Here is a 26,891-nt window from a genome sequence, read left to right as displayed (position 1 = left end):
TGGATGCGCCCGGGCGACGGCGGTGCCCAGTGCTGGGCACCGCGCCGGTGCGGTCGGTCACGTCTGCGCGTGAGCGTGTGACTGGATCGATGTGATGTCGCGGATGATGAGTCCGCCAGCGGCCTCCGTGGCGAGCCATCCCTGCTCGCGCCACGGTTTCAAGGCCGTTCCCACGGCGTTGCGGGACGCGCCGATCAGCTGTGACAGCTCCAGCTGCGTCAGCCGCACGAGGCATTCGGCGCCGCCCGCCGACGCGGCCTGGAGCAGCCGTGCGAGCGCCGAGGCCAGGCGCACGGGCACGGCCGAAGTGGCCATCTCGAGACGTACGGTCTCCGCTTCGCGTACCCGCGCGATGGCGTGACGCAGCAGCGCGGCCTGCAGATCGTGGCGGTCCACGAAGGCCAGGAAGTCAGGGGCAGGGATGATGTGCACCCGGCAGTCCTCTGCGGCGATGACCGACGCGGTGCGTGGCTGGTTGTCCAACACCGCCAGCTCGCCCAGCAGTTCACCTGCGCCGCGTACCGCCAGCAGCGTCCGTTCGCCATGCGATCCGGTGAGCGTGATCAAGGTTGATCCGGAGACCAGCAGGATGACGTGGGTGCCCGGATCCCCCTGCCGTAACAGCACGCTCCTGGCCGGGCGCACACGGACCGGAGCCAGCTGACACAACTGCGACCAAAGATCATCACCGATGACCGAGACATGCGGCTGATACATACACCCCCCGAGTGTGGTACCCGGCACGCCACGATGTTCTCAAGCAGTGATGTATCCGCTCAACAATCCAATTCCGGCCATGCCTATGGCAGTTGCCGTTAAATCGACTGCCCACTTCACCGCACGGAACTTCCGCTGCGCCAAGCCGGCGAACAACACCAGCCGCTCCGCCTCCGCCCGCGCAGGCTGGCCAGAGACCATCGCCGAGAACGTCGACACGAGTTCCTCGGCTCCGCTCTGTTCTGGGAGAGGACCTACGAACACCCTGAATCCACCGTGCCGTGGCAGCACAGGGCGGATCGCGGACAGGGCAACGACGAGTGCCGCACCAAGAAGAGCCGCAGCACACGCCAGCGCAGCCACCGACAGCCAACTGGACCCCGGCACAGTCGACAGCGTCGCAGCGTCCACGGCCAGCAGGCCGCCAGTCACGCCGCACAACGTCGTCGCCTTTGTGTCCGCCCGCTGCATCTCAACGAACATCTCCGCTGCCGCATCCCCAAGCCGCCGGCAACCCATGCAGTCAGCTGGAGTGAACCCCCCGCCCATGTCAGCCACGTCGTTCCTCCATCGGGGCTTCGGTTCTGCATCGCTCGGTTTTGCTCCACACCGTGCAGGAATCACGTCGGGGCCTGGGCACACTGCAGTGCATCACGCATGCCGAATCCGTCACAGTCCGGCTGCGCCCATGCGTCAGGGGCACCGAGCCGGGCTCCTCGGCGTGGGCGCCTGCCCGGCCCTGGCAGATGATCTCCACGCGGGGATGCGCGGTGAGCCACGCGGCGAGCGGTCCCGCTTCATGTCCGGACAGGACATCGGTCGGACGATGGCGTTTACCGTCCGTGATCGCAGTGGCGTACGACTGTCCGTGCCAGGTGGCGAAATCATCCATACCCAGCACCCGTGGCGTGCTGGGCTGCGGATCTGGCAGCGACATGACCCGGCGCAGCAAGGTCAGCATCTGCCCCATCCCCCGTCGCCCTCCGGCCGTGGGCGGCGGTGCCTGACGCGAACGGTGGCCTTAGCTGTGCCGTGTCTGTGGCGCGCAGCGGGCGGCACCCCAGCTCAAGGGACGAGGGCGCCGGCGGGCAGGGACAGGTCGAGCCGGGGCAGACGTCCGGCGTGCGCGCGCAGATGCCGGGCTTCGGCGAGCATGACGGGGGCGAACACGCTGTCCCCGGGCGGGCGGCCCGTCAGTCGGTGGTGGGCGCGGGTGCCGGCCAGTAGCGGGCGGGCCCAGGCAGGGACGGCGTGGAAAGGGCAGTGCCGATGGCCGACCCCGTGGAGCTTGACGGCGGAGACGTCGCCGGTGATGTCGAGGTCGCGGGTGAAGCGCAGGCTGCCCAGGCTGGCCCGGGTGAAGGCCAGCACGCTCAGCGTTCCGGCGATGAGCGGGTGTGCGAGAGTGGCTAGAGCGGCGGCCTCCTCGGACGCGATCTCGATGGCAGGAGCGGCCTGGACCAGCTGCGCCGTGGCCAGCGCACCGGCACAGGGGTGACCCCGCTGGCCGGGCCTCATCGACGCCGCCTCGGTCCCGCCCGGCTGCGGGGCGGCTGACTGCCTCGCGGCCACCGCCGTCGCCGCCGCTCCCGTCTTCGCCGGGAGAGCAGGAGGGAAGGACGGGCGCGCGGGTATCGGTCCCGGCTCGGCGAGGAGCGCCTTGAACTGGTCCCGGCCGCTGACGCGGCGCTCCACGCGGGCCAGCGCCGGCGGCAGTCCGCGCGGCGGCTTCTGCCACAGCAGCGTCAGCTGAGCTCCCGTCATCTCACGCCAGGCGAGCAGTTGGTCGATCCGGCGGATGGTCAGCAGATGGGCGCGGGGGACCAGGACGTGCCGCACTCCGGTCGCGACCGTCCAGGCGGCCGCGGCGAGCCAGGCCGTGTTCACCGAGTCCAGCCACACGTCGGGGGAGTGGGGCCCGGGAGCCAGCCGCTTGCCCAGCGCATACAGCATGTCGTGCGCCAGCGCGGCAGGGCTGCCGCTGGCCGGCGTCGGCTGCACGGTGATGCGGCCTTCCCCAGGCCGGTGCGCCTGCAGCGCCGCCCGGGTGTAGAACAGGTCGTCCCGCTCGTCCACCACGATCGTCACGTCGCTGTACGCCACTGCCACCGCCCTCTCCCGGCCGCGCCCCGCCACACCGCCCCGGACCGGCCAGGCACCAGGCCGGTCCGTACGGCGCGCCCGGTGGTCGGCGGCGGCCCGGGCTCGCCGGGCCGCCGCGCATGCGCGGCCGTTGCTACATACCGCCCAGCTTGCTGTACACCCAGTTGACGAGGTCCTGCTTGACCTCGGTCAGGCCTTTCATCTTCATGCCATTGAGCATGTGCTTGGTGATGGTGGCCCAGTTGCGGAAGTTCCCGTGGGCCGCGGCCCGGTCGATGTTGCGGATCATCTGCGGGGCAACCTTGGCCCACAGGGAGTGGAACGCCGGCAGCGTGGCGACGACCTCGTCCTCGGGCATGCGCGTGAACTTCTGCCAGATGAAGATCCGTGACGCCAGCATCGGTTCACGCTTGAGGACCTTGTAGCAGCCATCGCCGCCGGCGAAGATCACCGCGATGTCGGTGTTGCGGTCGTCCCACAGGTGGCGCCAGTACTCGAACGAACTGCGGCCCATCCACTGGGCCTCGTCGCACACCAGCACGCGGAACGTCTGCGACAGCGTCTCCTTCAGGAGGGTGTCGAATTCGATCGGCCGGGTCGGCGGTTCCCCGGGCAGCCCCAGGGCGTGGAACAGTCCGTGGCGGATGTCGCGGGGAGTCGGGCCCGAGCGCAGCTCCAGGCGGTAGGTGTTGTCGGGGGCGATTTTGCGCAGTGCCGAGTTCACCGACATCGTCTTGCCGTATCCGGCCGCTCCGTAGGCGACCATCATGGCCTTGGCGTCGATTGTCGCCTGGACGTCGTCCAGGGTCGTCATGAGCGTGTCGGTGGCCACCAGATGCGCATCGAGGCGGTGGAAGTGGTCCTCGTCCTCGGCGGGCAGCCTGCCGTAGTCCATGTCGCCGCTCACGCGTTCTCCTCGGGGGTGTCGTCTTCCGGCTCGTCCGCGGCCGGTGGGATCGGGCGGGCCCAGCCGTCCGGGACGGGCTGGTGCGGGATGTAGTCCGGATCGGCCCGCCGCAGGCCTGCGGCGGCCGAGTCAGCCAGTTCTGCCTCGGCCTCCGCCTCGGTCAGCGCACCCAGGCGCTCGGGCGGGGTGGCGGTGGTGACGGCCTCGAAGCGTTCGCGGCGCAGCCGTTCCGCGGCCTTCATGTCCGCGCGAAGCCGCCGCGCCTTGGCGGTGCGGGCGTTGCGGACCTTTTTGACCTGCTCCTCGCTGGCCGCCTCGGCCAGAACGGCGCTGCCCAGGTGCGCGCCGTCCAGGCCGAAGACCTCGATGGTCATGTCGTGGTGGGGCAGGTGGCGCACCGCGACGCGGACGCCGGCCTGGCCGACCATCCAGGGGGCGATGTAGTGGCGGTTGCGCCACCGCACGCCCTGCGTGGTGATGGTGCGGGTGCGTCCGTCGTCCTCGAGCCCGAAATGGGCCAACTGTTCGGCGGGAACATCGTGCAGGGGAGTGGGGTCGCACGACCACGCCTCCATCGGGGTGCGGCCGCCCAGCCCCCTGGGCTGGTGCTCGGTGTTCCACCAGTGCACCCACTTCAGCAGCAGCTCCACGAACGCCTCGAAGGAGAGCGCGGGCTCGTTGGGATCCGCGGTGCGGCCGCCGGTGAGCGTCTGCCGGTGCACGTAGCGCGGCATGGAGACGAACAGCATGTCCTCGACCGCGCCGTTGAGCGCCTCGATGGTGCCCTTCAGATGCGGGCTGTAGGCCGGGAGATCGACGACGGGCACGGCGAAGGCGCCCAGGGCCGAGGCCACGGTGGCACACAGGAACTCTTTGCCGCGGTCCACTCGGATCAGGCCCGGCAGGCCGCCGGCCGGGCCGAAGGGCTCGGCACGGTCCAGGGCCATCCGCAGGGCCGCCAGCACCGCATCTGCGCTGGGTGCGTGGGGCGTCACAGCCACCCCCGTGACGACTTTGGTGCGGCAGTCGATGAACCAGGTCACCCAGGGCTGCACGAGCTGGTCCTCGAGCAACACCCGCACGGGCACACACTTGTGGTCGCCCTCCCAGGCGGCGTTGCGGTGCGTGGGAGGGCGCTGTGCGAACACGTCGAAGGCCCGCCGGGCGGTCTCCCCCTTGGCGAGCCCGGCCCGCTCCCCAAGCGTCAGGTCCCGCCGCAGCGCCCGGTGGATCGTCGACAGCGACGGGGCCGCAGGCAGCCGGGGATCGGCCAGGGCCCGCTGCTTAAGCTCGCGGTGCACGGCGGAGGCGTTGCCTCCCCACAGCACCAGCAGCCGCCGGATCTCCGGGGTGACGCTGAACCGTGTCCGGGACGCCGCGTCGACGTGGCCGGTGGCGCGCGCTTTGGCAACCCACCGCCACACCGCCCGCTCCGAGCGGCCCACGGCCGTGGCGACCAGCTTCACGTGCGCGCTGGTCAGCTCGCCGCTCTGGTCCAGCGACAGCAACCGCGGCAGCGCGGCCAGCCGCCCCGAGCGGGCGGTGAAAACCGCTTTGCCGGCACCCTGCGTGCCGGCAGAAGAGTCATTCATGCGGTCTGCTCCTTACATGGATACGAATCGCGGAAGGGCCACAAGTGCCGTGCTTCCTCGGGGTGTTGGGGGTGTTCGGGCAGGACGTTGCGGGCGACGCCCGGCCGTCAGGGCCGTGAGGTGGCGTCATGCCAGGGGAGGCGGGCACGGCGGAGCCGTCAGCCTGCGCCGGGTGCGAGCGTCAGCAACTTCGCTGGGAAGGGGGGCGTGTTCCTCGATGGCCCGGCTGTTCCAAGGAGCACTCGCGTGCGCCGGGATACCGGGGAGGATCCGGCACTGGCCGTCCTGCTGCGGTGCCGTCGGGTGGGAGGCTGCGCTCGGCGCTGAGCCAGTTCTTGTCAGCGCCGGCCGCGGGCATGCAGGGGCGGCCTGTGATGCGCCGGGAAGGAAGTGCCGGGCCCGCCGGTCACCGCACGGGGGAGCTGCCGGCGCCCGAAGAGGCTGTTCGAGGGCCGGGAGATGGGCTTCTCGGCGACTGTGGTGCCCGGTTTGGTACTGGTACTGGTACTGCTCAGGTGTTTTCCAGCAGGCGCCGGATCCCGTCGTGGATGACTGAGGTGTGTTGTTGCGGTGTGAGCCAGGCGGCCGTGGAGCCCTGGTCGGTCTTGTTGACGAGCAGGACGTCGTCGACGACCTCGGCCACCGGGTACAGGTGGCTGATGACGATGACCCTCGTGTCCTGGGCCACGCTGTCGCTCAGGACAGCGAGGGTGTCGCCCAGGCGGGTGTTGTCCAGCGAGCCGAAGCCTTCGTCCAGGAACAGGCTTTCCAGCTTGTTGTGGCTGGTGTTGTGGAGTTCGACGAGCGCCAGCGCCAGCGCGAGGGAGGTCTGGAAGGTCTCTCCGCCGGAGAGGGTCTCCGGGTCGCGCGCGTGATTGGTGGCGCGATCAACGACCTTGAAGTCCTCAGTGAACGCGTAGTCACCCATGGAGATCTGCCGGAGGATCCTGCTGCCGTGCCTGAGCAGCGAATGGGTGCGCTGATCGGTGAGATAGGTGAGGAACCTCCCGTCGGTGAGCTGGTCGCTCACGCTCTTCCACACCGCGGCCTGCCGGTGGGCGGCTTCGAGGGCGGCGCCCAGCGCGTCGGCGTAGGGGATTTGGGACTGTGCGGTGCTCAGATCGGCCTTGGCCGTGTCGTGCGCTGCTTCGGCTTGGATGGTCTTGCGGCTGAGCGGGTCGAGAACGGCGGGGGCGAGCAGGTCGCTCTTCTCGGGCACCGGGAAGCCGGGTTCCGGGTCCGTCTCGTCGGCGGTGGCGCCGGCTTGGCGGATCAGCTCCTTCTCGAATGCGCGGACCTCGTCGGTGGCGTGCTGCGCGGCCTGCCCGAGCGTGCCGGTCAGACGCTGATGCAGCGAGGCGAGGGCCATGCAGTAGGTGTCGACGGCGGCCAGGTCGCCTGCGTCCGGGACGGGAGGCAGGTCGGGGGATGCCTCCACCTCGAGAAGGCCTGCGGCATCGGTGGCCGTGTCCGCCCAGCGCTCCAGCTGCTTGATGAGCTTGCGCGCGGGGGTCTCGATTGTGCGCCGGCGGCGTGCGTCCAGGGCCTGCAGGTTTTCGCTGTGCAGCGTGAGGGCCTGCCGGGCGTCGTCACGCTCCACTGTCTTCTGCTCGAGCCGTTCGAGGCGCTGGCCGGCCGCCTCCTTAGCGGAGGCGATGTCTTGCAGGGAGGGCAGCTGTGACGGGGAGGACTGGGCGGGGCGGATGGAGGGCGGCAGTTCGCCGACCTCCTTCAGCAGACTCGCCAGCTCGGTCTCGTACTGCAGCAGGGTCTTGTCCAGCCGTTTGCGTTCACGCTGCAAACGGCCGCGCTGGCGTTTGAGCTCGGCCCGGGCCGCCTCATGTTCGGCCTGCGCCGCCCCCAGCTCCGCCTGGGCGCTCGTGTGTGCCGTGAGGGCCTCACCCTCCGCGTCGCGTAGCAGCTGGGCAAGTGCTTTGACCGCACGGGTGATCTCCGCCCGGCCTACTGGTTCGCCCTCGGCAAGGGCATGCGCCTGAGCCGTCGCCTGCCCGCCCAGCGTGTTCAGGGCGGTGGCCGGGGCCGGAGCGCCGGCCGGGTGCACCGCATCTACGAGCTCTTGCACCTGGAGCAATGCCGCGTCCATGCGCTCGCGGGCGGCCAGGTGTCCGCGGCGGTGCTTTTCGACCTTCTGCTCGGACACCTTCAGCTGGGCGGCCGCCTCCGCCCTGGCCTCCACCGCCGCTTCAACGGCGTTCGAGCGTGTGGTGACCTTGCGTCTGGCCTGAGTAAGCGCCTTGCCGTCCAACAGCGGCGGGGGAGTGAAGTCGCTTGGGACGGGCCGGGTGCACACCGTGCAGGCGTCCCCGGGCGCCAGACCGGCGCCCGCCGCGTGGGCGGCCTCCCGGCGCTGCAGCGCAGCGAGGTCGTCCTGGGCTGCTTCCAGAGCGCCGCGCCGCTTCTTCAACTCGCTCTCCAGGCCGGCGCTGTGGCGGCGCTGTTCCTCCACCGTCTCAAGCGTCGTGCGCTGCGTCTGCAGATGCCCGGCCGCGGTGTTGGCCTCCTGCAGCGCTGCCCGGACGGCCTCCTGGATCTGTTCGGTGTGCGTGCGTGCCTCGCTCACCATGCGCTCGGCCCGGCCGGCGGCCTCGACGAGGGCCGCGTTGCGCTGCTCGTGCTTTTCCAGTTCCTGCCGTGCCTGCGTGTGCTCCTGGTCGTGCTCGGTGTGCTGTTCCTGCTCCTGCTTCAGCCGCTGTTCGACGGCGTCCAGGCCGGTTGCACGCTCCGGCAGGCGGGACAGGACAGCGAACGCGTTGGACAGGGATCGAAGCGTGTCACCGGCCTGTGCGGCCGTGTCCAGGGCGCCCTGCGCCGCCTCCAGTTTCGCGGTCAGGTCGCGTCCGGTGGTCTCCTGTTCTGCTGCCTCGGCATCGAGTTCCCTCTTCTTCCGCGCCAGCGCAGCCGTCGTGATGCTCGCATCCGCCACAGCGCGCTCACGCAGCAGCCGCGCCGCTTTGTCCACGCCCGTCTTGCGGTGCTTGTGCCCGACGGCCCGGTCCTGGGCCGCGCGCAGCGCATCCAGTCGCTCGCGCCGGCGCGCCGCGATACCCCGGGTGCGTTCCAGGTCCAGCAGCGCTTGGGAAGCGGCAGCATGAGGATCCGGCAGGAGAATCGCGCGGGCCCTGGTGGCCTCGGTGATCTGCGTATTCAGGCGCTCCAGTCGCACGCCCGCCCGCTTGCGTACACGCTCGAGCTCGTTGATGCCGAAAATGTGCCGCAGGATGTCGGCACGGATGGCCCTGGGGGCCTTGAGGAGGGTGCCGAACTTTCCCTGGCGCAGCAGGACCGTGCTGACAAAGCCGTCCCAGTTCAGCCCGATGATCCGGGTCACCGCCTGCGTCACCGCGGCCTTGCCGTCGACCCGCATGTCGGCGCTGTCTTCGGCGAGGGACTCGAGCACGGCCTGCGGCCCCTTCTTGCCGTCCGCATGCAGGGTGCGGCGCACACTCCATTCGCGGCCGTTCGCCGAGAACTCGAACGCCACGTCCATGCTGGGGCATCCCTTGCCGATCAGCTCGTAGGCGGCCTTGGGATCCTTGGACCACGAACACGTCCCGTACAGGGCGAAGATGATCGCCTCGAGGATGGTGGACTTGCCCACGCCGGTGTTGCCCAGGATGGCGAGCAGGCGCTTGCCGGTGAAGTCGATGCTGCAGGTGCCGGCGTAGCTGCGCACGCCCGTGAGGGTGAGCCGCAAGGGCTTCACGATGCCTCCATCCCGGTGTCTTCCAGCGCGGTGCACGGCAGTTCCTCAAAACCCCTGCTGTCCTTCGGCCACGGGCACGCCTCGTACAGCGCGAAAGCGATCGCCTCGAGGACGGCGGACTTGCCCGCGCCGGTATCGCCAGCGGTGCCAGGCAGATGCTTGCCGGTGACGTCGATGGTGCTGGCGCCGGGGTAACTGCGTACTGCTGTGAGGGTGAGCTGCAAGGGCCTCATGACGCCTCCGTCCAGGGGTTTTCCAGCGCGGCGCGCAGCTGTTCCTCGGCCGGGACCGGGGTCAGCGTCTCGTCGTCGAGTTCGTTGAGCAGGTGGAGGAATGCGGTGACGGTCGACTCCGCGGCATCTGCGTCCACTCCCTCACGTGCCAGGTAGGCCCGGAATGCGTCGGGGAGTTCCGGCTCGTCGCCCAGGTCACCGTCCAGGACGGCGCCGGCGGCCGCTTCCCGTGCCGGGGCCGGGTTGATGAGGATCGCGTTCGGGACGATGTCGGCGATCTTCTGGCTGAGGAGCCCGTCGGGCTCCTCGCCGGTGATCACCGGTTTGAGGAAGGTCCCGTCGTACTGGTCGGCGGCGGCCTTCAGCTCCTCGAGGGTTCCGGTGAAGTGGGTCAGCCGCCGGCCGCTGGAGAGCCGGCGCGGCAGTACCCGCACCGGCCGTCCCGGGTCGGCGTCGACGATCACGACGCTCTTGGTCTCGTCGGCTTCACCGAAGTCCATGGCAAGCGGGCTGCCCGCGTAGCGGGCGGTGAACTTCAGGCCCTCGATGGCCTGCGGGCGGTGGATGTGTCCGAGAGCGGCGTACGACACCACCGGAAGATCTTCGGGAGGGGTCTCGAAGGCCTCGTCCACGGCCCGTTCGCTCGGGGAGGTCCTGGCGCCTGTGATGAACACATGGGCCGTGAACAGCAGGATGTCCCGGTCGGGGTCGTACTCCTCGTGCAAGGCCTCCGTCAGTTCCCCCTGCAGGCCGCGCATCGCCGCGGTGTAGTCGGCATACGACGTGCCGGTGGTGGAATCGCGCCGCCAGAACCGGTTCGGGTGCACGAAGGGCAGGACAGCCAGCCGGATGCGCTGCTCACCGCCGCAGGCCTCGAAGGTCATCACGCCCCCGTCGTGTGCCGGGCGGAGCCGGTCGACGAAGAACAGGCCCCGGCCGTAGGAGGGACCGTTCATGGAGTGGAAGAACTCGAAGTAGTCGGGGGAGTCGTGGTTGCCGGCCACGACCACGGTGGGGGCGATGGCGGCGAGTTCGCGCAGGGTGCGCATGGCGCGGAACATGTCGCGGACGGTGGGACGGGAGGAGTGGAACAGATCGCCGCTGTGGACGATCAGGTCCGGTTTGCTCTCCTGGGCGATGGCCACGATCTCGGCCAAGACGGCGTCGAAGTCCTCGTCGCGTGGATGCCCGTGCAGGATGTGGCCTAAATGCCAGTCGGAGGTGTGGAGCAGTCTGCTCATGCCTTCATGCGCCCTTCTGGAAGCGAGGCGTAGGAGGGCACCGGTGGTGCCTTATGAGCCCGGGACTGTACATCAAAATCCCTGGAGTAAAACTGGACTTCCCGAGCATTCGTCGGCGTCCGGTATGGACGAGCACCTGATCGCTCTCGAGAAGCGCATGCAGCAGCTGCAGGAGGCGGTCCGGCAGGCGCTCGCGCAACACGGTACTTTCCAAGTGCGCCGCCTGACTGCGGATTTGACACGCAGTCGATGCGCCTGGAAGGTTCTGTGCGGGCTCGGTGATGTCCCGGACGCGGCCCAGCTGACGCCCGCGTTGATGGTCGCCGAGCCCCACCCGGGCGTACCCAATAGGCGACCAGATCCACCAGATGTCGGTCTTCGCGATTGCCTGGGGTAAAACTGGGAGTCCCGAGTGACTGCTAGCATGCGGGCATGGATGAGCATCTGGTCGCTCTCGAGAAGCGCATGCAGCAGCTGCAAGAGGCGCTCCGGCAGGCGCTCACGCAACACGACGACGCTCAAGTGAAGGTTCTGGGCGAGGAGTTGACCCGCACTCGGCACGCGTGGAACGTTCTGTGCGGGCTCAGTGAGGTCCCGGACACGGCCCAGCCGGAGGTCCAGCCAGGGGCCCGGCCGGAGCCCGCGCAGACGGTCACCGAGTCCAACCAGGGCGTGCCCGTACGCGACCAGGTCCACCAGGCGCTGGCCCTCCTCACCGTCCCCGCCTCGCCGAAACTGCTCAGCCAGGTCCACCAGGCGTTCTTTTCCAGCCCGCTGAACACGGCACGTCTGACCACCCTGCGCCGCGACGAGGAACGCTCCTTCCGCTCCGCCCCCTACGGCCGCGCCTATTACATCTGCCCTGCGCTGACCTCCGATCTGCTCTCACCGGCCCGCGGGTTGCTCGCCCTGAGCACCTGGCCGCTGGAGCAGCGCCTGGTGGGGCCGCTCACCCAGCGCGTCCACTTCCTCACCTCGGCCCTGCGGCTCGCGGACGCCGCCGAACACCTCGCCGACGAGAAGGGGATGCCGCAGCCCGTCCAGCAACTCCTGCTGCACTACAGCCGCAACATCCACGGCGACACCCCCCGGGGCCCGCTCGACCTGGATGCGCTGCGCCGGGCCGCCGCAGCGGAACTGGAGATCCACGCCGACGACGACGCCGACACCCGTGCCGAAGCGGCGCACCGCGCACGCGGGCAACTCGGCGACGTGGAGCAGATCTTCGGCAATATCCTGCGCGACACCGCCCGCCTGCGCCGCACTTCGTAAACCCGCCCCTGCAACCAGCACGGCTGTGCCCTGTCTTGCCCAAGGAAAACAGTGAGTTCGCTCGACGCACGACTGGGCGTATTACGCGGAACCGCGCCGCCCATCCCGCACAATGCACGCACCTTGGCAGCGCTGACCGCCAATCCGAGCTGCGACCGCCGCTCCCTGCTGGACGCGGCCGGCATCGACAAAGACGCCCTCGCCGCCCATCTGGGCCTGCCGCGGCCGCTGAGAAAATCCCAGCTCGCCCTCGACTACGGCCTCACCTTCGAACGCGAGGTCACCGCCCAAGCCGGAGCACCCCTGGTGCCGCTGCTCCGCCAAGCCCTGAGCCTGACCCCGTCCGAGGTGTCCTACGAGGACGTCAACAGCGTCGGCAGCGATGACGACAAGTCCCCCCTGAGGCTACGCCGCGCCCACACCCGCTCCCGCATCCTCAGCGCAGCACGCCGAAAGCCGGCTCCCCGCACCCTGCTCGACCACCCCGTACTGCGTCTGACCGTCGCCGGCCACCAGGCCTACCTCGAGCCCGACGTCATCGCCTTCCACCGCGACGGCCTCTTCCACGTCGTGGAGATCAAATCCTTCCCCGTCATCCACGGACAGCCCGACCCCATCAAGACCAACGCAGCGCTGACCCAGGCCGCAGCCTACGTCCTGGCCCTGCGGGAACTCCTCGCGGACAACGGCCTCCCGCCAGAGCGCGTCTCCGACACCGTGATCCTGGTCAACCCGCGCAACTTCACCCGCCACCCCACCGCCACGCCCTTCAGCGCCCACAAGCAGATCAAGAACCTGAGCCGCCACCTCGGCAGACTCCGGCGCCTGCCCGAACTGCTGGACAAGCTTCCCCCCGGCACCACCTTCGACCTGGCGCCCGGCCCCGACCAGAGACCGACCCGACCCCGCGGTGAACTCGTTGCCGCACTCGCCACCGTGCGGCCGTACTACACCCCCGGCTGCCGCCACCACTGCGACCTGGCCTTCCACTGCCGCACCGAGGCCCGCAACCAGGGCAGGACCGCGGCCCTGGGCACCGCAGTCCGCGACGACCTCGCGGGAATCGACATCATCGCCACGGCCCTGGCCCTCACCGACGGGCACCTGCACCCCTCACGGGGCCAGAAAGACATCACCCAGGCCCTGCGCCACGCACAGCGCATCCACGCAGACCTCCAGACGGACACCGCATGATCCGGCTCACCTCACTCCTGCGGATGCGCGCCGCCCACACCGGCAACGCCCAACGCACCAGCCAACTGCGCCACCTCCACCTCAGCGACCAGCCGCTGATGCTGCTGGCGCTGAAGCAATCCGGGCCCGCCGCACGACCGCTGGCCGTCATGCTGGGCACCGACCCGCGCCGCCCCCGGCTCCTGCTCGCGCCGCCCTCAGGCAGCACCGCCCCCATGCTCGCCACCCTGGCAGACGCCGTCACCGCATACATCGACGCCTGCCAGCGGCACAGCGAACACCTGCCCGCCACCTCCAGCAAGCCGGCACGCCGGCGCTACACCGACGCCCCCCAGATCCTCGTCCCCAACCCCCAGACCGTGCAGCACCTGAAAGACCTCGGAGACGCCCTGCGATTCCGCAGCGCCGACGGCCACAATCCCGACTCCCGAGCCGTCCAGCGCCTGGGACACTGGCTCACCTATCTCACCGACCGCGCCGACCTCCCCGGCTCAGCCGCCCTCATCCCCATGACCAGCTTCCTCGGCATGCACTGGGTCAGCGGCCAAAGCCCCCAGGAGGACGAGGACCTGGCCACCCTGCTGGCCTGGATCGACCCGCCCCGCCACGCAGCCTCGGGACGCGACGCCGCACTAGAAGCAGAAGACCCGGCCACCCACCGCCCGGCGGGACCAGCCACCGACGCCGCCTTCGACAACGACCAACTGGCGCCCCTGTTCGACGCCTACGCCCGCGCCCGACGCCAGGCCCGGGGCCAGGAGCAGACCCGCACCCTGCAAGAACTCGACCGCCTGCTGGCCACCTACATGCAGCCCACCTGGGATTTGATGTGGCAGGCCTACACGCTTCTGCAAGCTCTCCCCGAAGCCAAGGGCACCGCACGCCGCTGGGACTACGAACGTACTGCCTTCACCGACGAATGCATCTACCTGGCCCAGGACGGACGCCCCCGGCCGGCCCGCGACCACGCCGTCACCGCGGCCGTCCGCCTGGCCCACATGGAACGCGCAGCCGCCGCCTTCGCCGCCGAACGCGCCGCCGACGAGCCCTTCGTACGGGCAGAACTGCGCACTACCGGTGAAGCCTTCGGTGGTCCCGTCACCACGATCGACCCGGAGCACACCCTTCGCGGACCCACCGGACGAGCACAATGGCGGCCCCGCCTCGCCGTGTCCACCTCGGACCCCGTGCCCATGGAACCCGGCCAGCTCCTGGCCTGCCACACCCACCGCAACGCCCGCTACAAGATCTGCGAGGTCACTCCGGCCGACGGCGACACCCTCGTCGAACTCGAGATCACCGCCGGCATGGGCACAGTGGCCCGCCCCAACCATGCCGTCCTGCCCGAAGCCGGCGCCTTCCTCGTGTTCACCATCGCACCCGACCACTACCGGATGCCGGAATTCCCCTCACGAGACCAGACACCCTGGACCCACGGCGGGCCTCCTGCCGACCAACCGGACGACAGCGACGAGGACGAGGGCGAGGAAGAACAGTGACACCGCCCCATCAGGCATCGCCGCAGCAGCGGATGGACACGGCCGCCCGCGCCATCCTGGAGCAACTACCCACGCTCACCCACCGCGGACTCGTCGTGGACTCCCCGCCCGGCGCCGGAAAATCCACCCTGGTCGCCCAGGCTGCCGACGCCCTCGCGCAAGCCAGCGCCCCCTGCGTCGTCATCGCCCAGACCAACAGCCAGGTGGACCATCTCGTGCGGCGATTCGCCCGGCACCACCCGCATCTGCGCACCGCCCGGCTCACCGGAACGGAACACACCGTCCCGGATGACCTGCAGGCACATCCCGGCATCCGTATCGGCATCCGCATCGAAAACCTCGAAAAGACGGCCGACGTCATCGTGGGAACCGCCATGAAATGGGCCACGGTCACCGACCGCCGATGGCCATGGGCGATCATCGACGAGGCCTACCAGATGCGCTCCGACATGCTTTTGTGGACCGCCGGCCTCTTCGACCGGGCACTCTTCGTCGGAGATCCCGGCCAACTCGACCCCTTCTCCGCGGTCGAAACCGACCGCTTCCAAGGCCTGTCCCATGACCCCATGAACAGCGCGGTCGCCGTCCTGCTCGCCAACAACCGCGACCTGCCCGTCCACTCCCTGCCCGTGTCCTGGCGCCTGCCGCCCTCAGCCGTCCCCCCGATCAGCAACGCCTTCTACCCCTCCACGCCCTTCCACGCCGCAAGCCATGAAGCCGACCGCACCCTCACGTTCCCCATCACTGGCATGCGCACCCCCACCGACGAGGTCATCGAACACGCCGCCCGAACCGGATGGGCACTGTTCGAACTAGCGGCCCGCATCACCGGCCAGCTCGACATCGAAGCCTTCCACGCCGTCCTCGGCATCGCCGAGCGGCTGCTGACCCGGCGCGCCATCACCACCTGCGAGGAAAACCCCCAGGGGCACGCCCTGCAGCCCGGTGACATCGCCATCGGCATCGCCCACCGCAGTCAGGCCCACCACATCCGCGCTCTCCTGACCCGCCACTACCCCCGACTCCACGGCATCACCGTCGACACCGCCAACCGGCTCCAGGGCTGCGAATTCCGCGTCACCATCGTCCTGCACCCCCTCTCCGGCCGCGGCGACGCCTCCGCCTTCCACCTGGAAGCCGGCCGCCTGTGCGTCCTCACCTCACGCCACCGCCACGCCTGCATCGTCGTCGCCCGCGCCGGCATCACCGAACTCCTCGACGCCCACCCCTCCAACGACCCCGCATACCCCGGAGCCGCCTCCAAGGTCGCCGACGGCTGGGAGGCCAACCACGCAGTCCTCGCCCACCTGGCCGACCACACCATCCACGCCCGGGCACGGCCCGGCCGCCGACGCAGATGAGCAGCACGCGTCCGCAGCGTGCGCGTCGGCTGGGCTGCGGGCGCTGTGCATCAGGCTCCGGCCGTGACGAACGCCGTCAACACGCCGGAACTGCGTGCCGGTCCGGTGTCCGGGAAGCCGACATCCCCTCTACGCCCCGAGTCCACGCCCCACAGCAGGAAGAACAGAGAAGTGGGTGGGGGACAGGGCGCCGGGCAGGGGCGAGGGATCGGGGCGCCGCTGGTGCTCCTTGCACGCGACGGCGGGGCCGCGCGCGATGCGGGACGGACAAGCCGCCCGCCGGTCAGGGGGTCGTTGGCTGCTGCGGGTTTTGGTCGCGGTATCGGCGGAGGGTACTGAGGATGTGCTGCTGGTGCAGGTCCGGGGTTGCGAGGGTGGTGGAGAGCGGTAGCTGGGGCGGGGTGGCATCGATCTGGGGCGCGAGTTGGGCCATGATGCGATCGAGCCCGATGAGGACGTTGAACCGATCGAGGTCCACGGGGCTCAGGAGGGGCATCCCGTTCATGAGCTGGCGGGGCGTCAGGCTGACGAGTAGAGCGAGGAGTTCCCAGTCCTGATTGTCCAGGCGCTCTCGAGTCCATTCACCTGCCTGGTCCGGGGCAAGCATCGTCCAGGCGAGAAGCAGTTCGCGCTGTACGGGTGTGAGTTGGTCGGCGTCGTGTTGTGCCGCGGGCAGCAGGTGGTGGGCAAGGTGCGTGGCTAGGACGTCGCGGGCTGTGCGGGCCCAGGCAGCCAGGTTCGCATCTGTGGCGAGGTCGCCAGTCTGCTGCTCTGTGGGGTAGGCGGTGTTACGGAGGGTCTGGACGGCGAGTACGCCGCCGTCCGGGGTCTGGGCCATGCGGGCCAGTGCCTCAGGGCGCTGCTCGCTTGGCAGGTCGGCCAGGACGCGCCGCGCGAGGTGCTGGACGGCTGATTCGGGCCGGAGCAGGCCGAAGGCCTCGGCTGGGCCCTGGACGTGGCCGTACTCGTCCGCCAGCAGGGCCAGCAGCGCCTCGGATTCGGTGGCAGCCAGTGGGAGGCGCTGTTCGAGGCGGCGTATCACGCGGTGCGTATCAGTGCGCAGCCTCTCGAACAGGGCAGTTGCCTCGTCTGAAGTCTGTCCGCTGACGATCTGCTGGACGGCGCGGTCGAACGTGGCTTCCGGGAGGTCGTCGTCCGGCACACGGAAGGAGGTGTAGCGATCGAAGTAGTCGCTGCTGCCGATGCCGTGGCGCCGTTCCGCGTCGCCCGCCGCGGTTGCCTGCCAACTCTCCAGCACGTTGGCTACCGGGCTGAAGAGCATTCCGAGCAGGCCGATTACGGTGTCGATGTGCTGGTCCGCGACATCGGCGCGCTGGACGCGGTCTCGCCAGAGCTTCAGCCCATCAAGCTGAGTGTGGTGCCTGGGCGTGTAGGTGGTGCCCGTCAGTTCCGCACGGTGCCGCTTGATCATCGCGTACACGCCGGGTTCCATGGTTCGCAGGAACGTCACCAGCATGAAGTCGACGAGGTCCACGTCACCAACGACTGAGCCGAGGCTCGCGTCAGCCTGACCCATGAACCGCTTGATCGACCGTGGCGTCTGCAGACGCTGCTGCAGATACGACGCATACGCCTCGCCGAGTCGGGACATGTCCGTCGGCGTCAACTGCCGCTCATGGCGCTCAAGGAGCGCGGCGACATACAGATTCATCAGAGCGAGCGCCTCTTGCTCGCGAAAGGCTGGCAAGTCGAGGCGGACTTGCACGATCTTCTCCAGGAACTCCCGGGCTCGCGAGACCTCGCCGCCAACCAGGTCGCTGCGGGTGAGCACATCGAGCAGTGTGTGCTCGTCGTAGCTGAGCAGGTAGTGCACATTGGGCAGGCGCCCGATCAGCCGCACGAGCTTGAAGACTAGGAGCAACTCGTCGGGGGTGAGGCGGTCCAGGTCGTCCATCACGACCAAGATGGGAGTGTCGGCCTCGCGTAGCACGGCCTCGACTTTACGCTTCGTCGCCGTCGCGCTGGTCTCGCCCGCGATGCGCTTGCCTATTACCTTCATAACCCCCGAGGCGTTCACACCCGGGAGACCCGTCAGGCTGCCCAGCGGGGATACCTCCTGAGCGAACTTCCCCAGGTTCTCCCTCGCCGTCGACCACCGCTTGTCCTTAGGCAATGCGGCGCGGATCTCCGCGAACAGCCCCGACGTTAGCGATTCCAGGTCTGGGTACAACCACGGGTTGATCTCTGCAATCAGCCAGCGCTCTGTCCCAGCCGATTCCTCGCGCAGCGCGTCCATCGTCATCGTCAGCACGGACGACTTCCCAGACCCCCATGCTCCGATCAGCGCCAGCACACTTGAGTCGCTCTGCGTGCGGACGCTGCGCACAAGAGCTGCTGCCTCGCGCGCGTAGCTTCGGCGGCCCAGCAGATCAGGAGCAGAGGGCGATCCGTCGACGGGGTCATCGCTGAACAACGACAGGGAAGGCATGCCGGACATCATTGCGTATCCGCCGCTCTGCAGCCCGCTCTCGTACCGACGCGCAACGGCCTCAGTGCCACGTCCATGTCCGGTCAGCCGCATAGGAAACCCCGTCGTAGCGGCAAGGGCTGCGGAGTACGGTCGTCCTGTGAAGCGGAAGAAGCCAGTCGCGCCGGCCCCGGAGGAGCTCCGGGCGGAGGCTGCCGTCAACGAGATCTTGGGAACCTGGCGGGACGGCCACGACGACCAGACCGAGAACGGAATGGTGGACTTCCTCCTCGAGCCCGCCGTCGACGGAGCCGGGCCGAAGGTCGCGCTGGAGGTGTCCTCCACGATCGACCCAGACCGCCAGAACCTGTGGGCCGGCCTTGACCGCCAGTACGACCACCCGGTTCCGGGACTGCAAGGCGACTGGATCGTTGAGTTCACCCCCCAGGCACAGCTCAAGAAGATCTCGGGGCCCCTAGCGGCCCTCCTGCTGCGCCAGGAACAGGCGAATCTGGACACGATCGGCCTGAACGGCTGGGACGACAGCACCCCGGACGGTCAGTTGCCTACCCCGCCGCACGCGGCCGACCTTCAAGAGCTCGCCCAGCTCCAGGTCGTGCGGGCGCTTCGGATCCGCAGCGACAAGGCGTCGGGCCGGATCCTTCCCACCGAGTTGAACTTCGCCGTGGCCAGCAGCACCGTTGACACCATCTCGCCCTACGTCGACGCGTTCCTCGCCTCGAAGGGCGAGAACAAGGTGAAGAAGCTGGCCCGCCATCCCGACCGGGAGGGGCACCTCTTCCTGTGGGCCGATCCCGCCCATCTGGACATCACCATGTCGCTGTCCCGCGGGTTCGTGCCCACGGACAGCCCGAATGTTCCGGCAGAGGTGCACACGATCTGGCTTGGCTCGTTCCACGTCGACCAGGCAGTGTTCCGATGGACCCGCTCGGGATGGTCGATTCTCGAAGTGACTTCGTGGAGTGGACAGGTGTAGGCCCATGCTGCCCGTCAACTGCCCCACTGCTGCGAGTGGTAGCCCACTGCAAGCAGCACAATTCCCCGGGCCTCGAAAGGCGCGGATACCGGGGACAGGGAGGGAGCAGTCAGAGACTGTCTCAGTAGGAGTCCTCCCGTTCGGAGGGCGGCCCGTACTGCTCGATGAGGTCGCAGGTGCAGGTGCCGCCCTCGTGCAACTCCTTGTCGCACTCATCGTGGTGGTTCCGCTGCGGCAGTGGCTTCACCGGAACAGGATGCGTGGTGTCTGCGGTGGGCCGGGCTGGGGCGGGCCGGTCGGCGGCCCGGAGTTCGATGTCCACGACAGCGGAGGCGATTTCGTCTTTGCGCCATTGTTGGGGGAGTTGCGATTCACCAGGCCGCCTGCGTAGGCCATGCGGACGGCTGGCACAACCGGCTGCGCGACGCCTTCCTCGCCACAATGGCCGACCTCGGCGCGCACGCCGATACGCCGCCGGCCGACCTCCTCGCCGCGACGGACGGCTGGCGCGGCCCGTAGCTGGCGATCGTCGTGGACGCGGTCAAGGCGACGGTCAAGGGAGGGCCGGGCAAGCTGCGCGAGCGGCCCCGGGGCGAGGGTTGGAGGCCGGGCGAGCCGTGGCGGGCGCTGTCCCGGCCGACGTGGCGGCCGGACATCCGCGCGGCGATCATCTCCCGCACGCGGATCAATTTCCACCGGAAGATCGTCAAGCATGCGGCGTTCACCGGGCAGTACCCGGTGGCGATCCTGTCCGACTGCGTTGTGTACGCGGTCGATGGCGAGATGCCGCTGGACTTCCTGCCCTACCGGAACGGCAAGCCGCTGCCCGGCGGCTTCAAGCTCGGCATCAACCCGGGCCTGGTGAAGTGGGAGGGCACCCAGAGCGGGCTGTGGGGCGAGGGCGTGCGCGAGCAGTTCAACGCCCCGGAGCTCAACCTCACCCAGTACATCAAGGACGGCACCGTCACCGACCAGGACACCGGGGAGTAGGTAGAGCGCGATGAGCCTGTTCGGGGGACGGCCTGGACGCCGCGGTGCAGAAGGCGTTCACCCGCCCCGCGCCCAAGAGCGCGGGCGCGCAGATGCGCTACCTGGTCAAGCAGCTCAAGGGCACTAAGGCGATCGCCCAGATGCTGCGGATCTCGCAGCGCACCGTGGAGCGGTACGTGAAAGACCAGATCAAGAAACCCCGCCCGGACCTCGCCGCCCGCCTGGAGCGTGAGGTGAAGAAGCGGTGGCAGCCGCAGATCCGCGCCAAGGCGCGACAGAAGGCGGCGACCACCGGCGGCATCGTCATCGAAACCCGCGCACGGATCGGCTACACCGCGCCTATCGGCACGACGGACGAGGACCGGCTCCGGCACCTGACGGTCGCGCTGCCACCCCAGTACGCCGCCCAGCTCTTTGAGGCCCAGGAGCAGGGTGCCAGCGACCAGCAGCTCCAGCAGATCGCCGCCGAAGCGCTCAAGGAGGTGTACTTCCAGGACGGTGACCGCCGCGCCGGCCAGTTCGATCTCTGCCCCGGCCGCGGCGACGAACGCTCCGACTTCCGGTTGCATTTGACGTGCGCCCTGGGCGGAATGGGCGACGCGGGCGTCCCGGGGACCAGGCGGGCTCACCGATGTTGCGCGTCGGTGGGCCGCCGCCCCAGCAGCTCGGGCAACGGGCGCCAAGTGGCTGTCGGGGGGAGAGTATCCGGTTCGTCGGACAGCGGCTTGCGCACTAGATTTCTTCACCCGTGGCGAGGTCGAGCCGGTTTCGCCTTCGCACCTGAGCAAGGGGATACGCGGCATGAACGCCCGCAGCATCGATCTCGACACTCTCCGCCGCGACCTGGAGACCAGTGAGCAGGATGCGTACGTGCGGGCGATGGCTGTGCGAACAGGTACGGGATGGGGGCTCTATCACTGTTGGGCGCTCATCGGGGCCGAGCCGCCCCAGTGGTCGGAAGCCCTATGGGAATACCAGGACCATGCCTTCGTCGCGTGCCGTGTGCCCGCGGCGGTGCTGGCGGGCCTGTGCTCACCGGAGGCAGGCTCGGCTCTCGCTCTCGGGCCTCTTGCCGTATCGGTTCCGGCAGCGATTGGCCCCGCATACAAAAACCGGCACCCCAGCTACGCCCGGCATGAACGTGCTCCGCTGCCGGTCCCGGCAGAGGACGTCATGATCGCGCCAGCAGACCGGGGATCGCGCAACGTGCCGCAGACGATCCTGGTGGGCGAGGGCGTTCCGTCGTTCCCGGAACCCAACAGCGCTTGGCGCGCCTTTTTCGAGGGCGACTTCTCACTCATCGGCGCGCAGGGCCCGCCCGACGACCTGGCCCGGCTGCGTTTCGCCGAGGGAGGCGCCTGGCTCGGCCGAGTGCACGTGACTCCGACGCAACTGGTCGTCGTCGTGGAAGGCAGCCGTGTGAACGGCGCGGAACTCGAGCTGTTCGGGGAGTCCGAGCGCAGCAGCCGTCGGCTCGAAGCGGCGGGCGAGGTCACCTTCCCGCTCGTGCACGGCCTGCCTGCGCACGCGTGGCTGTGGCTGAAGCGAGGCACCATGTGGCTCGACTACCGCTCGATCGATCCCGGGTCCGGCTGGACGGGCGATCTGGACCGGGCAGGGGTGGAGATCGAGATGCCAGTCGAGCCGCAGGTCCGCATCGAGGCCCTGATCGCCTCCGGTGAGGGACCCCAGGTCGAATTCAAGGAGTGCCTTCCGACCAAGCAGGGCCGGCGGACCCTGAAGACCGTCGCGGCATTCGCCAACGGGGACGGCGGAACCATGGTCTTCGGCATCAACCGTGATGAGGTCACGGTCACTGGCGTGAACGAGGACAAGCCGCCCACCAAGCTGCGCGACCACCTGGTCGACCTGGTACGGGGCACCGTGTTTCCGATGCCCCACGTGGAGGCCCGGGACTACAGGATCGACGGCAAGCTGATCCTGGTTCTTGAGGTATCGCCGGGCACACACCCGCCCTACGGGCTGTCCACACCCGACACACGCGACAAGCCCGAGTACTTCGTCCGCCGCGGCGCCAGCACCTTTCCCGCACAGCCGAACGACCTGAGCGAAGCCGTTCTCAGCAGGAGACGCACCGAGGGCGACGCCTCCAGCGGGTTCACACGCTTTCGGTCAGCGCGGACCGGCGCCTGACGGCGTCGAGAGCTACGGCAGGCCCCAGCCCTGCATCAGCGTGAACCGGCGGCGATCTCGGCTTCGGCCTGCTGTCCCTGCCTCGCCCGGTTCTCATCGACCAACTCCCTCGCCTTGCCCGGCGCTTCGCGCTGCCGCTGGGCACGGTTGGCGATGGCCTGGGCCCATCCCTACGCGGACAGCTGGACGGAGGCGGCCCGGTTGGCCGGTGCCGCCGATCCGGAGGCCTTCGGCGAGCGGGTCCGCCGCAAGCTGAAACGGCTCGGTGACCGGTACACCCAGCGCGCTGCTGCCGTCCTGGGGCGGGCCGTCGTGTTACCGCCCGGGGCGGCGGTGTTGGGGATGGAAGAATCCTCATCACCGCAGGGAAGGCGGCACTGACCCACTGCGGCAGCTGGACCGCACCACGCGGTCTGCACTCGAGTAGTACGGCTGTTTGCAAGCTAAAGGCGCCGTCCTGGTCTGTACCGGAATAGAGCGTCCGGAGGGGCCAAGGCCACGCTGCGGTGTCGTGGAGTTCTACTGTCTGGCCTCTTCTGGTTCTGCGCTGGTCTCGTCCTCGATCAGCCCGTAGGGGGGCTGGTCCTCGTTGCGGCTGTAGCGGGCTACCACGCTGCCTTCCGCGAGCAGTGGCGGGCTGTTGTCGACGATGATGAGCTGCGCCTTGGCGCCTCGGTCTGCCAGCCAGACGGAGAGGTGGTGGTAGAAGTCGTCGATGGCGACGGCATCGGCGATCACCGCATCGAGGGTGCCCACGCCGTGACCGAGGTTCTTCTGCGGGCTGTCGATCATGAGGAAGCCAGGGTGCGCGGCGCTGGTTTCGACGGCGATCTCGAAGACAGCCAGCTGCCAGGCCAAGGTCAGGAGCGTGCGGGCGCCAGAGGACGCCTCCTGGTAGGGCTCCCCGCGGACGAACGGTGTGAGGTCGGGCTTGATAAAGGGCTGGCTGAGCTTGGGGTAGCGCCACTCACGCAGGAGGTCGCCGTAGCGGCTGCTCACCTGGGCGATGATGCGGTCACGGTCGTACGTCGCGTCACCGAGCTGCTCGAGTTCCTCCTTCAAGCGGGCAATCTGCGCCTCGTGCCGCTCTACGACGGCCGCGCGCTTGGCGAGCCCTTCCTGGAGTCTTGCGGTGCTTTCAGCCTGGTCGATGAGGCGGAGTACCTGCTCTCGCCGACGGTGGAGGTCGTCGCGGGCGACAAGGAATGGCGATACCGAGGGCGACGTTGCCTCGTCCAGCGCGGCGGCCGCCTGCTCCTCAACAACGGCCGCCTCTTCGGCCTGTAGTTTGAGCGTGGCCAGTGCCTCGTCCAGGTCCTCGATGTAGTTGGTGATCTCTTTCAGACGGGCCTTGGTCGATCGGATCTCGGCCGCGACATTGACGCGGTTGCCCTCGGCTTGGCTGCTGGTGTCCGCGTCCCCCAGGGTTAGTGCCCCGTCAGCATCGGGCAGGTCGTGGCTACACATGCTGCACTGCCCGTCCGCGGCGGTCGGTGGGGCCGGCAGGCGATTCAGGCAGGCCGGGCAGGTGGTGACGCTCAGGGGGTCGAAGAGCTGCTGGGCCTCGCCCAGCATGCCGAGCTTGAGCAGATCGTCCGCGTACTGCGCTCGCAGCGGCATCAGGCGCGCGATCTGTGTCTCGCAGTCCCGAAGCACCGATGCCGCCCGGCGGGAGTTGCGTGCGGCCTGCTGGTGCTCGCGACGTAGTTGGGCAGCAAACTCTGTCCCTGCCTGAGCTGCTTGGTCGAGGGCCTCGAGCTGGGAGGTGATGTCAGCCAGCTCCTGTTCGTACGTGAGGGGCGACGAGACAGCCTCGCCGTGGGTGACGGCGGTGGGAGCTTGTTCCTGAACGAAGGAACGCGCTGCTGCGAGTTCGGCCTTGGCCTGGGTGAGCCGGCCGCCAAGTTCCCGGATCCGCTGGCCGAGCTCGACAGCACGGTCGTCGTGGACGCCGAAGACGACGTCGACTACCTGCCGCAGCTTGTGCTTGCGCATGTAGTCGTTCTCGAAGAGGAAGTTCTTGTCCGCGACGCGTTCGTTGGGCAGGAACGCCAACCACATCAGGTCACGGAAGCTGAGCGGATCCGTGCGGGACTCACGACTGGTAGGGGCTTCCCGCAACTGGACACCTTCAAGCTTGCAGTGGCCCAGAAGGAGAGCCGACAGGCTCTCTGGTGCCCCGGCCGGATCGATCGGCCTGCTCTCGCCCTTAGACGCGGGCCGACTGTCCAGCGTTCCGCGACGCACGAAGGCGACCTTCGAGGGCTCGCCCACCGACCGCTCGATCACGTGCGGTTCACCGGAAAGCTCAATCTCCAAGAGGCAGGAGCGGACCCTTCGCAGTACCTCTTGATGACGGGGGTGCCGCTTGGCACCGAGCCCGTACGCAATGAACTCGAGCACCGCGGTCTTGCCCGAGCTGAACGCCCCAGCGATCACAGACAGGCTCCGCACCTGCTGTTCGATCGTGAAGTCGACGTCATAGGACCGGTCGATCCCCGCCAACCGCAGGCGTCGGATCCGGATGCCGGGAAGCGGCTCCATGACGATCAACCCTCCCAAGACGTTGCCGACACGCGGGGGCCCGGGCCCAGGACACTCATGAGGGCAGCCGCGGGACCGCCGTGTCCGTCTGGCCGAAGCCACCGCGCGGTCTGCTCCCGCAGCCCCTTGTCACTGAGCTTTCGAAGACGACGAACGACGATGCTGGCCGCTGTACGGAACGAGGTGGCGTAGGTGGCCGTGAACTGTCCGCCGAGTTCCTTCCCAGCCGTCGTGATCGAGTAGGCGAGAGCGCCATCGCGGTTATCGACCTGGCAGCACCCATATGCGACCAGGAGCGCGAGGTCGTGCTGGATGCGTTCTCGACGACTGGTGAACCGTTGCGACGAAGAGGCGTACGCCAACACTTGAGGGTCGAACCCGGCCAGCCGCAGGAGGCTGGCCTCTCGTCCCTCGGAGGGGACCACGAGGAAGGGGTTCGCGGACAGGAAGTCGTAGTAGCCGATGCGCTCCAAGCTCGCACCGCTCGCGTCCTGCTCGGTAACAGCGGCAAGGAGCAGCAGCAGCTGAGCGAGCCGAAAGGGCACCTCGTCCTCTGGCATCACTACCGGCCGGTGTGCTTCCACGACGGGCTCCTCATCAGTTGTCTAGCGGTGGGCAGGCAGTCATGAGACTTCAGCCGTCGGGATGACTGCTCGCGATCTGCCGCCAGTGCTTGACCCAGCCAGCCCGACGGTTGTCGACCAGCCGGTGGACCAACCCCCAGCTGTGCACCAACTCGAGACGCAGCACTTTCGGCAGCTTGTCGTGCTCGCTGCGCACCTCGCGCCAGACCCGCCCATGGAGAGCTTTGATGGCATCCTCGGCAGAGCACTCGTTGAACTGCATTTCCCACACGCCGTGCAGGGTGGCATCAGTAGACCGCAGCGCAGCCACCTCTGCAGGCACAGCCTTGTGCGCGATCTCCCGTGCGACCAGATCGGCGTTGAAGAACTGCTGCTTGGCGGAGTCCAGCTCAACGTGGCCGGCCTCCATCATCTGCCGCACGAACAGAGCCGAGTCGAGCTCCGCCGCCTTGTCGTCCTCCACGTCCAGAACCAGTCGAAGCTGCTCCTGGACGGGTGCGGCAGGCGCTGGCGTGAAGGGCTCGTAGTAGGCGCGGCGCACCTGGTCGCCCTCGGGGCTTTGGAGCTTTTTCACGAGCGCGGTCTCGTCCCACAACTCGATGACGATGTTGTGCTCCCTCTCCTGTTCCTTTTTCCACCGGTCCCACCACTTCGCTGCAGGGCCGTCCATGCTGGAGGGGATACACAGGATCCAGATCGCGATGGTGTGACCGTTTGTCGCTGCTGCCTTCAGCCCATTTGCGAGCGACTCACGGATCTGCTGCGACTGTTTGGTCGTGGTGATAGGCATGAAGTACTTGGACTGCCAGACCGTGATGGCGCCCCCGAGGTTGCCAGCGAAGGCGTCGATGCCCCAGTCACCCGGGTTAGCCGCGATCATGCGAACGTTCGGAGTTGTGGCGCTGGCGAGCTGAGCGAGCATCTTCTCGAAGTCTGCTCGCGCACCATCCGCACTTCCCGTACGGACCTCGTGCACCCCGAAATGGATAGGCGGAACGCCCGCTGCCACGGCTATGGAGCTATCCAACCCGGCAACCCCCACTTCCCGGCAGGCAGCCCCGGCTATTGGCGTTCAGCCGAGTGTTTCCGCTGCGCCACACACAGTAGCCGCTCTCAGCGTAGTGGTCTTAGAGACAACCGATCAAGGCGCACGACGCGGGTAGCAGCCGGTGCGGAGGGAAGCCATCTCTGAGCGCGCGCGAGGCTGGCCACCTGCGGACCTCGTTCAACGGCACATCCATTCGTGGGATCAGCAGGGCACGGCGGCGACCGGCGGTGGCGCTCTCGCGCACTGCTCCCTCGCTTTTGATGGCCCGCGGGGGAGCGTCAGTTGAACTTCGTTGCCTGAGCG

General features: G+C 68.7%; 21 protein-coding genes and 2 pseudogenes. 9 read left to right on the top strand and 14 right to left on the bottom strand.

From position 1 onward, the window contains the following. Nucleotides 1–57: 57 nt before the first annotated feature. The 9 genes from ABT186_RS23355 to ABT186_RS23315 all read right to left on the bottom strand — a co-directional run bounded on the left by ABT186_RS23355 (nucleotide 58) and on the right by ABT186_RS23315 (nucleotide 10,517). Nucleotides 58–627 carry a Crp/Fnr family transcriptional regulator gene (locus tag ABT186_RS23355; protein WP_351926615.1) on the bottom strand — a complete coding sequence of 190 codons (570 nt, stop codon included), beginning with the start codon at nucleotides 625–627 and terminating at the stop codon, nucleotides 58–60. A gap of 129 nt (nucleotides 628–756) precedes the next feature. Continuing rightward, the gene (locus ABT186_RS23350; RefSeq protein ID WP_351926685.1) at nucleotides 757–1,266 is read right to left on the bottom strand and encodes a Pycsar system effector family protein; all 510 of its coding nucleotides are present in this window, start codon (nucleotides 1,264–1,266) and stop codon (nucleotides 757–759) included. Nucleotide 1,267: 1 nt separating this feature from the next. Continuing rightward, nucleotides 1,268–1,678: a hypothetical protein gene (locus ABT186_RS23345; RefSeq protein WP_351926613.1), complete on the bottom strand. Its 411-nt coding sequence runs from the start codon at nucleotides 1,676–1,678 to the stop codon at nucleotides 1,268–1,270. Between the two features lie 104 nt (nucleotides 1,679–1,782). Continuing rightward, nucleotides 1,783–2,826, bottom strand: a complete 1,044-nt coding sequence (locus ABT186_RS23340) for a hypothetical protein (RefSeq protein WP_351926611.1) — start codon at nucleotides 2,824–2,826, stop codon at nucleotides 1,783–1,785. Nucleotides 2,827–2,953: 127 nt separating this feature from the next. Further along, on the bottom strand, nucleotides 2,954–3,727 hold the full coding sequence (locus tag ABT186_RS23335; protein WP_351926609.1) for an AAA family ATPase: 774 nt from the start codon (nucleotides 3,725–3,727) through the stop codon (nucleotides 2,954–2,956). Further along, nucleotides 3,724–5,244 carry a transposase gene (locus ABT186_RS23330; protein WP_502973293.1) on the bottom strand — a complete coding sequence of 507 codons (1,521 nt, stop codon included), beginning with the start codon at nucleotides 5,242–5,244 and terminating at the stop codon, nucleotides 3,724–3,726. The genes ABT186_RS23335 and ABT186_RS23330 overlap by 4 nt, the downstream gene beginning before the upstream one ends. A gap of 586 nt (nucleotides 5,245–5,830) precedes the next feature. Further along, on the bottom strand, nucleotides 5,831–9,043 hold the full coding sequence (locus ABT186_RS23325) for an AAA family ATPase (RefSeq protein WP_351926606.1): 3,213 nt from the start codon (nucleotides 9,041–9,043) through the stop codon (nucleotides 5,831–5,833). Further along, a complete protein-coding gene (locus ABT186_RS23320; protein WP_351926604.1) occupies nucleotides 9,040–9,267 on the bottom strand; it encodes an AAA family ATPase in 228 nt (75 codons plus the stop codon). Before ABT186_RS23320 ends, ABT186_RS23325 begins: the two co-directional genes overlap by 4 nt. 5 nt (nucleotides 9,268–9,272) lie before the next feature. Further along, on the bottom strand, nucleotides 9,273–10,517 hold the full coding sequence (locus ABT186_RS23315; RefSeq protein ID WP_351926602.1) for a metallophosphoesterase family protein: 1,245 nt from the start codon (nucleotides 10,515–10,517) through the stop codon (nucleotides 9,273–9,275). 432 nt (nucleotides 10,518–10,949) lie between these two features. Between ABT186_RS23315 and ABT186_RS23310 the strand changes: the two genes are divergently transcribed. From ABT186_RS23310 to ABT186_RS23295, 4 genes are all read left to right on the top strand, one after another. Then, nucleotides 10,950–11,789, top strand: a complete 840-nt coding sequence (locus ABT186_RS23310) for a hypothetical protein (RefSeq protein ID WP_351926600.1) — start codon at nucleotides 10,950–10,952, stop codon at nucleotides 11,787–11,789. 123 nt (nucleotides 11,790–11,912) lie between these two features. After that, a complete protein-coding gene (locus ABT186_RS23305; protein WP_351926598.1) occupies nucleotides 11,913–12,983 on the top strand; it encodes a nuclease-related domain-containing protein in 1,071 nt (356 codons plus the stop codon). Beyond that, nucleotides 12,980–14,482 (top strand): hypothetical protein, encoded by a 1,503-nt coding sequence (locus ABT186_RS23300; protein ID WP_351926596.1) that lies wholly within the window; start codon nucleotides 12,980–12,982, stop codon nucleotides 14,480–14,482. Before ABT186_RS23305 ends, ABT186_RS23300 begins: the two co-directional genes overlap by 4 nt. Further along, nucleotides 14,479–15,843, top strand: a complete 1,365-nt coding sequence (locus tag ABT186_RS23295; RefSeq protein WP_351926594.1) for an AAA family ATPase — start codon at nucleotides 14,479–14,481, stop codon at nucleotides 15,841–15,843. Before ABT186_RS23300 ends, ABT186_RS23295 begins: the two co-directional genes overlap by 4 nt. Nucleotides 15,844–16,126: 283 nt before the next feature. Here the strand turns inward: ABT186_RS23295 and ABT186_RS23290 are convergent, their stop codons facing one another. Next, the gene (locus tag ABT186_RS23290) at nucleotides 16,127–18,292 is read right to left on the bottom strand and encodes a P-loop NTPase fold protein (RefSeq protein ID WP_351926592.1); all 2,166 of its coding nucleotides are present in this window, start codon (nucleotides 18,290–18,292) and stop codon (nucleotides 16,127–16,129) included. Nucleotides 18,293–18,431: 139 nt separating this feature from the next. Here ABT186_RS23290 and ABT186_RS23285 point away from each other — a divergent pair, with 139 nt between their 5' ends. Beyond that, complete coding sequence (locus ABT186_RS23285) at nucleotides 18,432–19,268, top strand: hypothetical protein (RefSeq protein ID WP_351616142.1); 837 nt, start codon at nucleotides 18,432–18,434, stop codon at nucleotides 19,266–19,268. Between the two features lie 121 nt (nucleotides 19,269–19,389). On the opposite strand, the gene ABT186_RS23280 is transcribed toward ABT186_RS23285, so the two are convergent. Continuing rightward, on the bottom strand, nucleotides 19,390–19,590 hold the full coding sequence (locus ABT186_RS23280) for a hypothetical protein (protein WP_351926689.1): 201 nt from the start codon (nucleotides 19,588–19,590) through the stop codon (nucleotides 19,390–19,392). 71 nt (nucleotides 19,591–19,661) lie between these two features. On the opposite strand from ABT186_RS23280, the pseudogene ABT186_RS23275 reads away from it, so the two are divergent. From ABT186_RS23275 to ABT186_RS23260, 4 genes and pseudogenes are all read left to right on the top strand, one after another. Next, nucleotides 19,662–20,258, top strand: a pseudogene (locus tag ABT186_RS23275) (telomere-associated protein Tap); the annotation flags it as partial. A 10-nt stretch (nucleotides 20,259–20,268) separates the two neighbouring features. Continuing rightward, a pseudogene (gene tpg, locus ABT186_RS23270) lies at nucleotides 20,269–20,824 on the top strand (telomere-protecting terminal protein Tpg); the annotation flags it as partial. Nucleotides 20,825–21,059: 235 nt separating this feature from the next. Beyond that, nucleotides 21,060–22,412 carry an AlbA family DNA-binding domain-containing protein gene (locus ABT186_RS23265; RefSeq protein ID WP_351926590.1) on the top strand — a complete coding sequence of 451 codons (1,353 nt, stop codon included), beginning with the start codon at nucleotides 21,060–21,062 and terminating at the stop codon, nucleotides 22,410–22,412. A 153-nt stretch (nucleotides 22,413–22,565) separates the two neighbouring features. Beyond that, complete coding sequence (locus ABT186_RS23260; RefSeq protein ID WP_351926588.1) at nucleotides 22,566–22,793, top strand: hypothetical protein; 228 nt, start codon at nucleotides 22,566–22,568, stop codon at nucleotides 22,791–22,793. 138 nt (nucleotides 22,794–22,931) lie between these two features. Here ABT186_RS23260 and ABT186_RS23255 read toward each other — a convergent pair whose 3' ends face one another. Genes ABT186_RS23255 through ABT186_RS23245 form a run of 3 tightly spaced genes read right to left on the bottom strand, consistent with a single transcriptional unit; the run spans nucleotide 22,932 to nucleotide 26,462 of the window. Beyond that, nucleotides 22,932–24,956, bottom strand: coding sequence for a DNA recombination protein RecN (locus tag ABT186_RS23255; RefSeq protein ID WP_351926683.1), 2,025 nt, complete (start codon nucleotides 24,954–24,956; stop codon nucleotides 22,932–22,934). A gap of 5 nt (nucleotides 24,957–24,961) precedes the next feature. Then, nucleotides 24,962–25,540, bottom strand: coding sequence for an ABC-three component system middle component 2 (locus ABT186_RS23250; protein WP_351926587.1), 579 nt, complete (start codon nucleotides 25,538–25,540; stop codon nucleotides 24,962–24,964). Between the two features lie 49 nt (nucleotides 25,541–25,589). After that, complete coding sequence (locus ABT186_RS23245) at nucleotides 25,590–26,462, bottom strand: serine/threonine protein kinase (protein ID WP_351926586.1); 873 nt, start codon at nucleotides 26,460–26,462, stop codon at nucleotides 25,590–25,592. Nucleotides 26,463–26,891: the final 429 nt, after the last annotated feature.

This window comes from Streptomyces sp. NPDC001634, assembly GCF_040298185.1.
Classification (GTDB): Bacteria; Actinomycetota; Actinomycetes; order Streptomycetales; family Streptomycetaceae; genus Streptomyces.
This window is presented reverse-complemented; position numbering and strand designations above follow the sequence as displayed.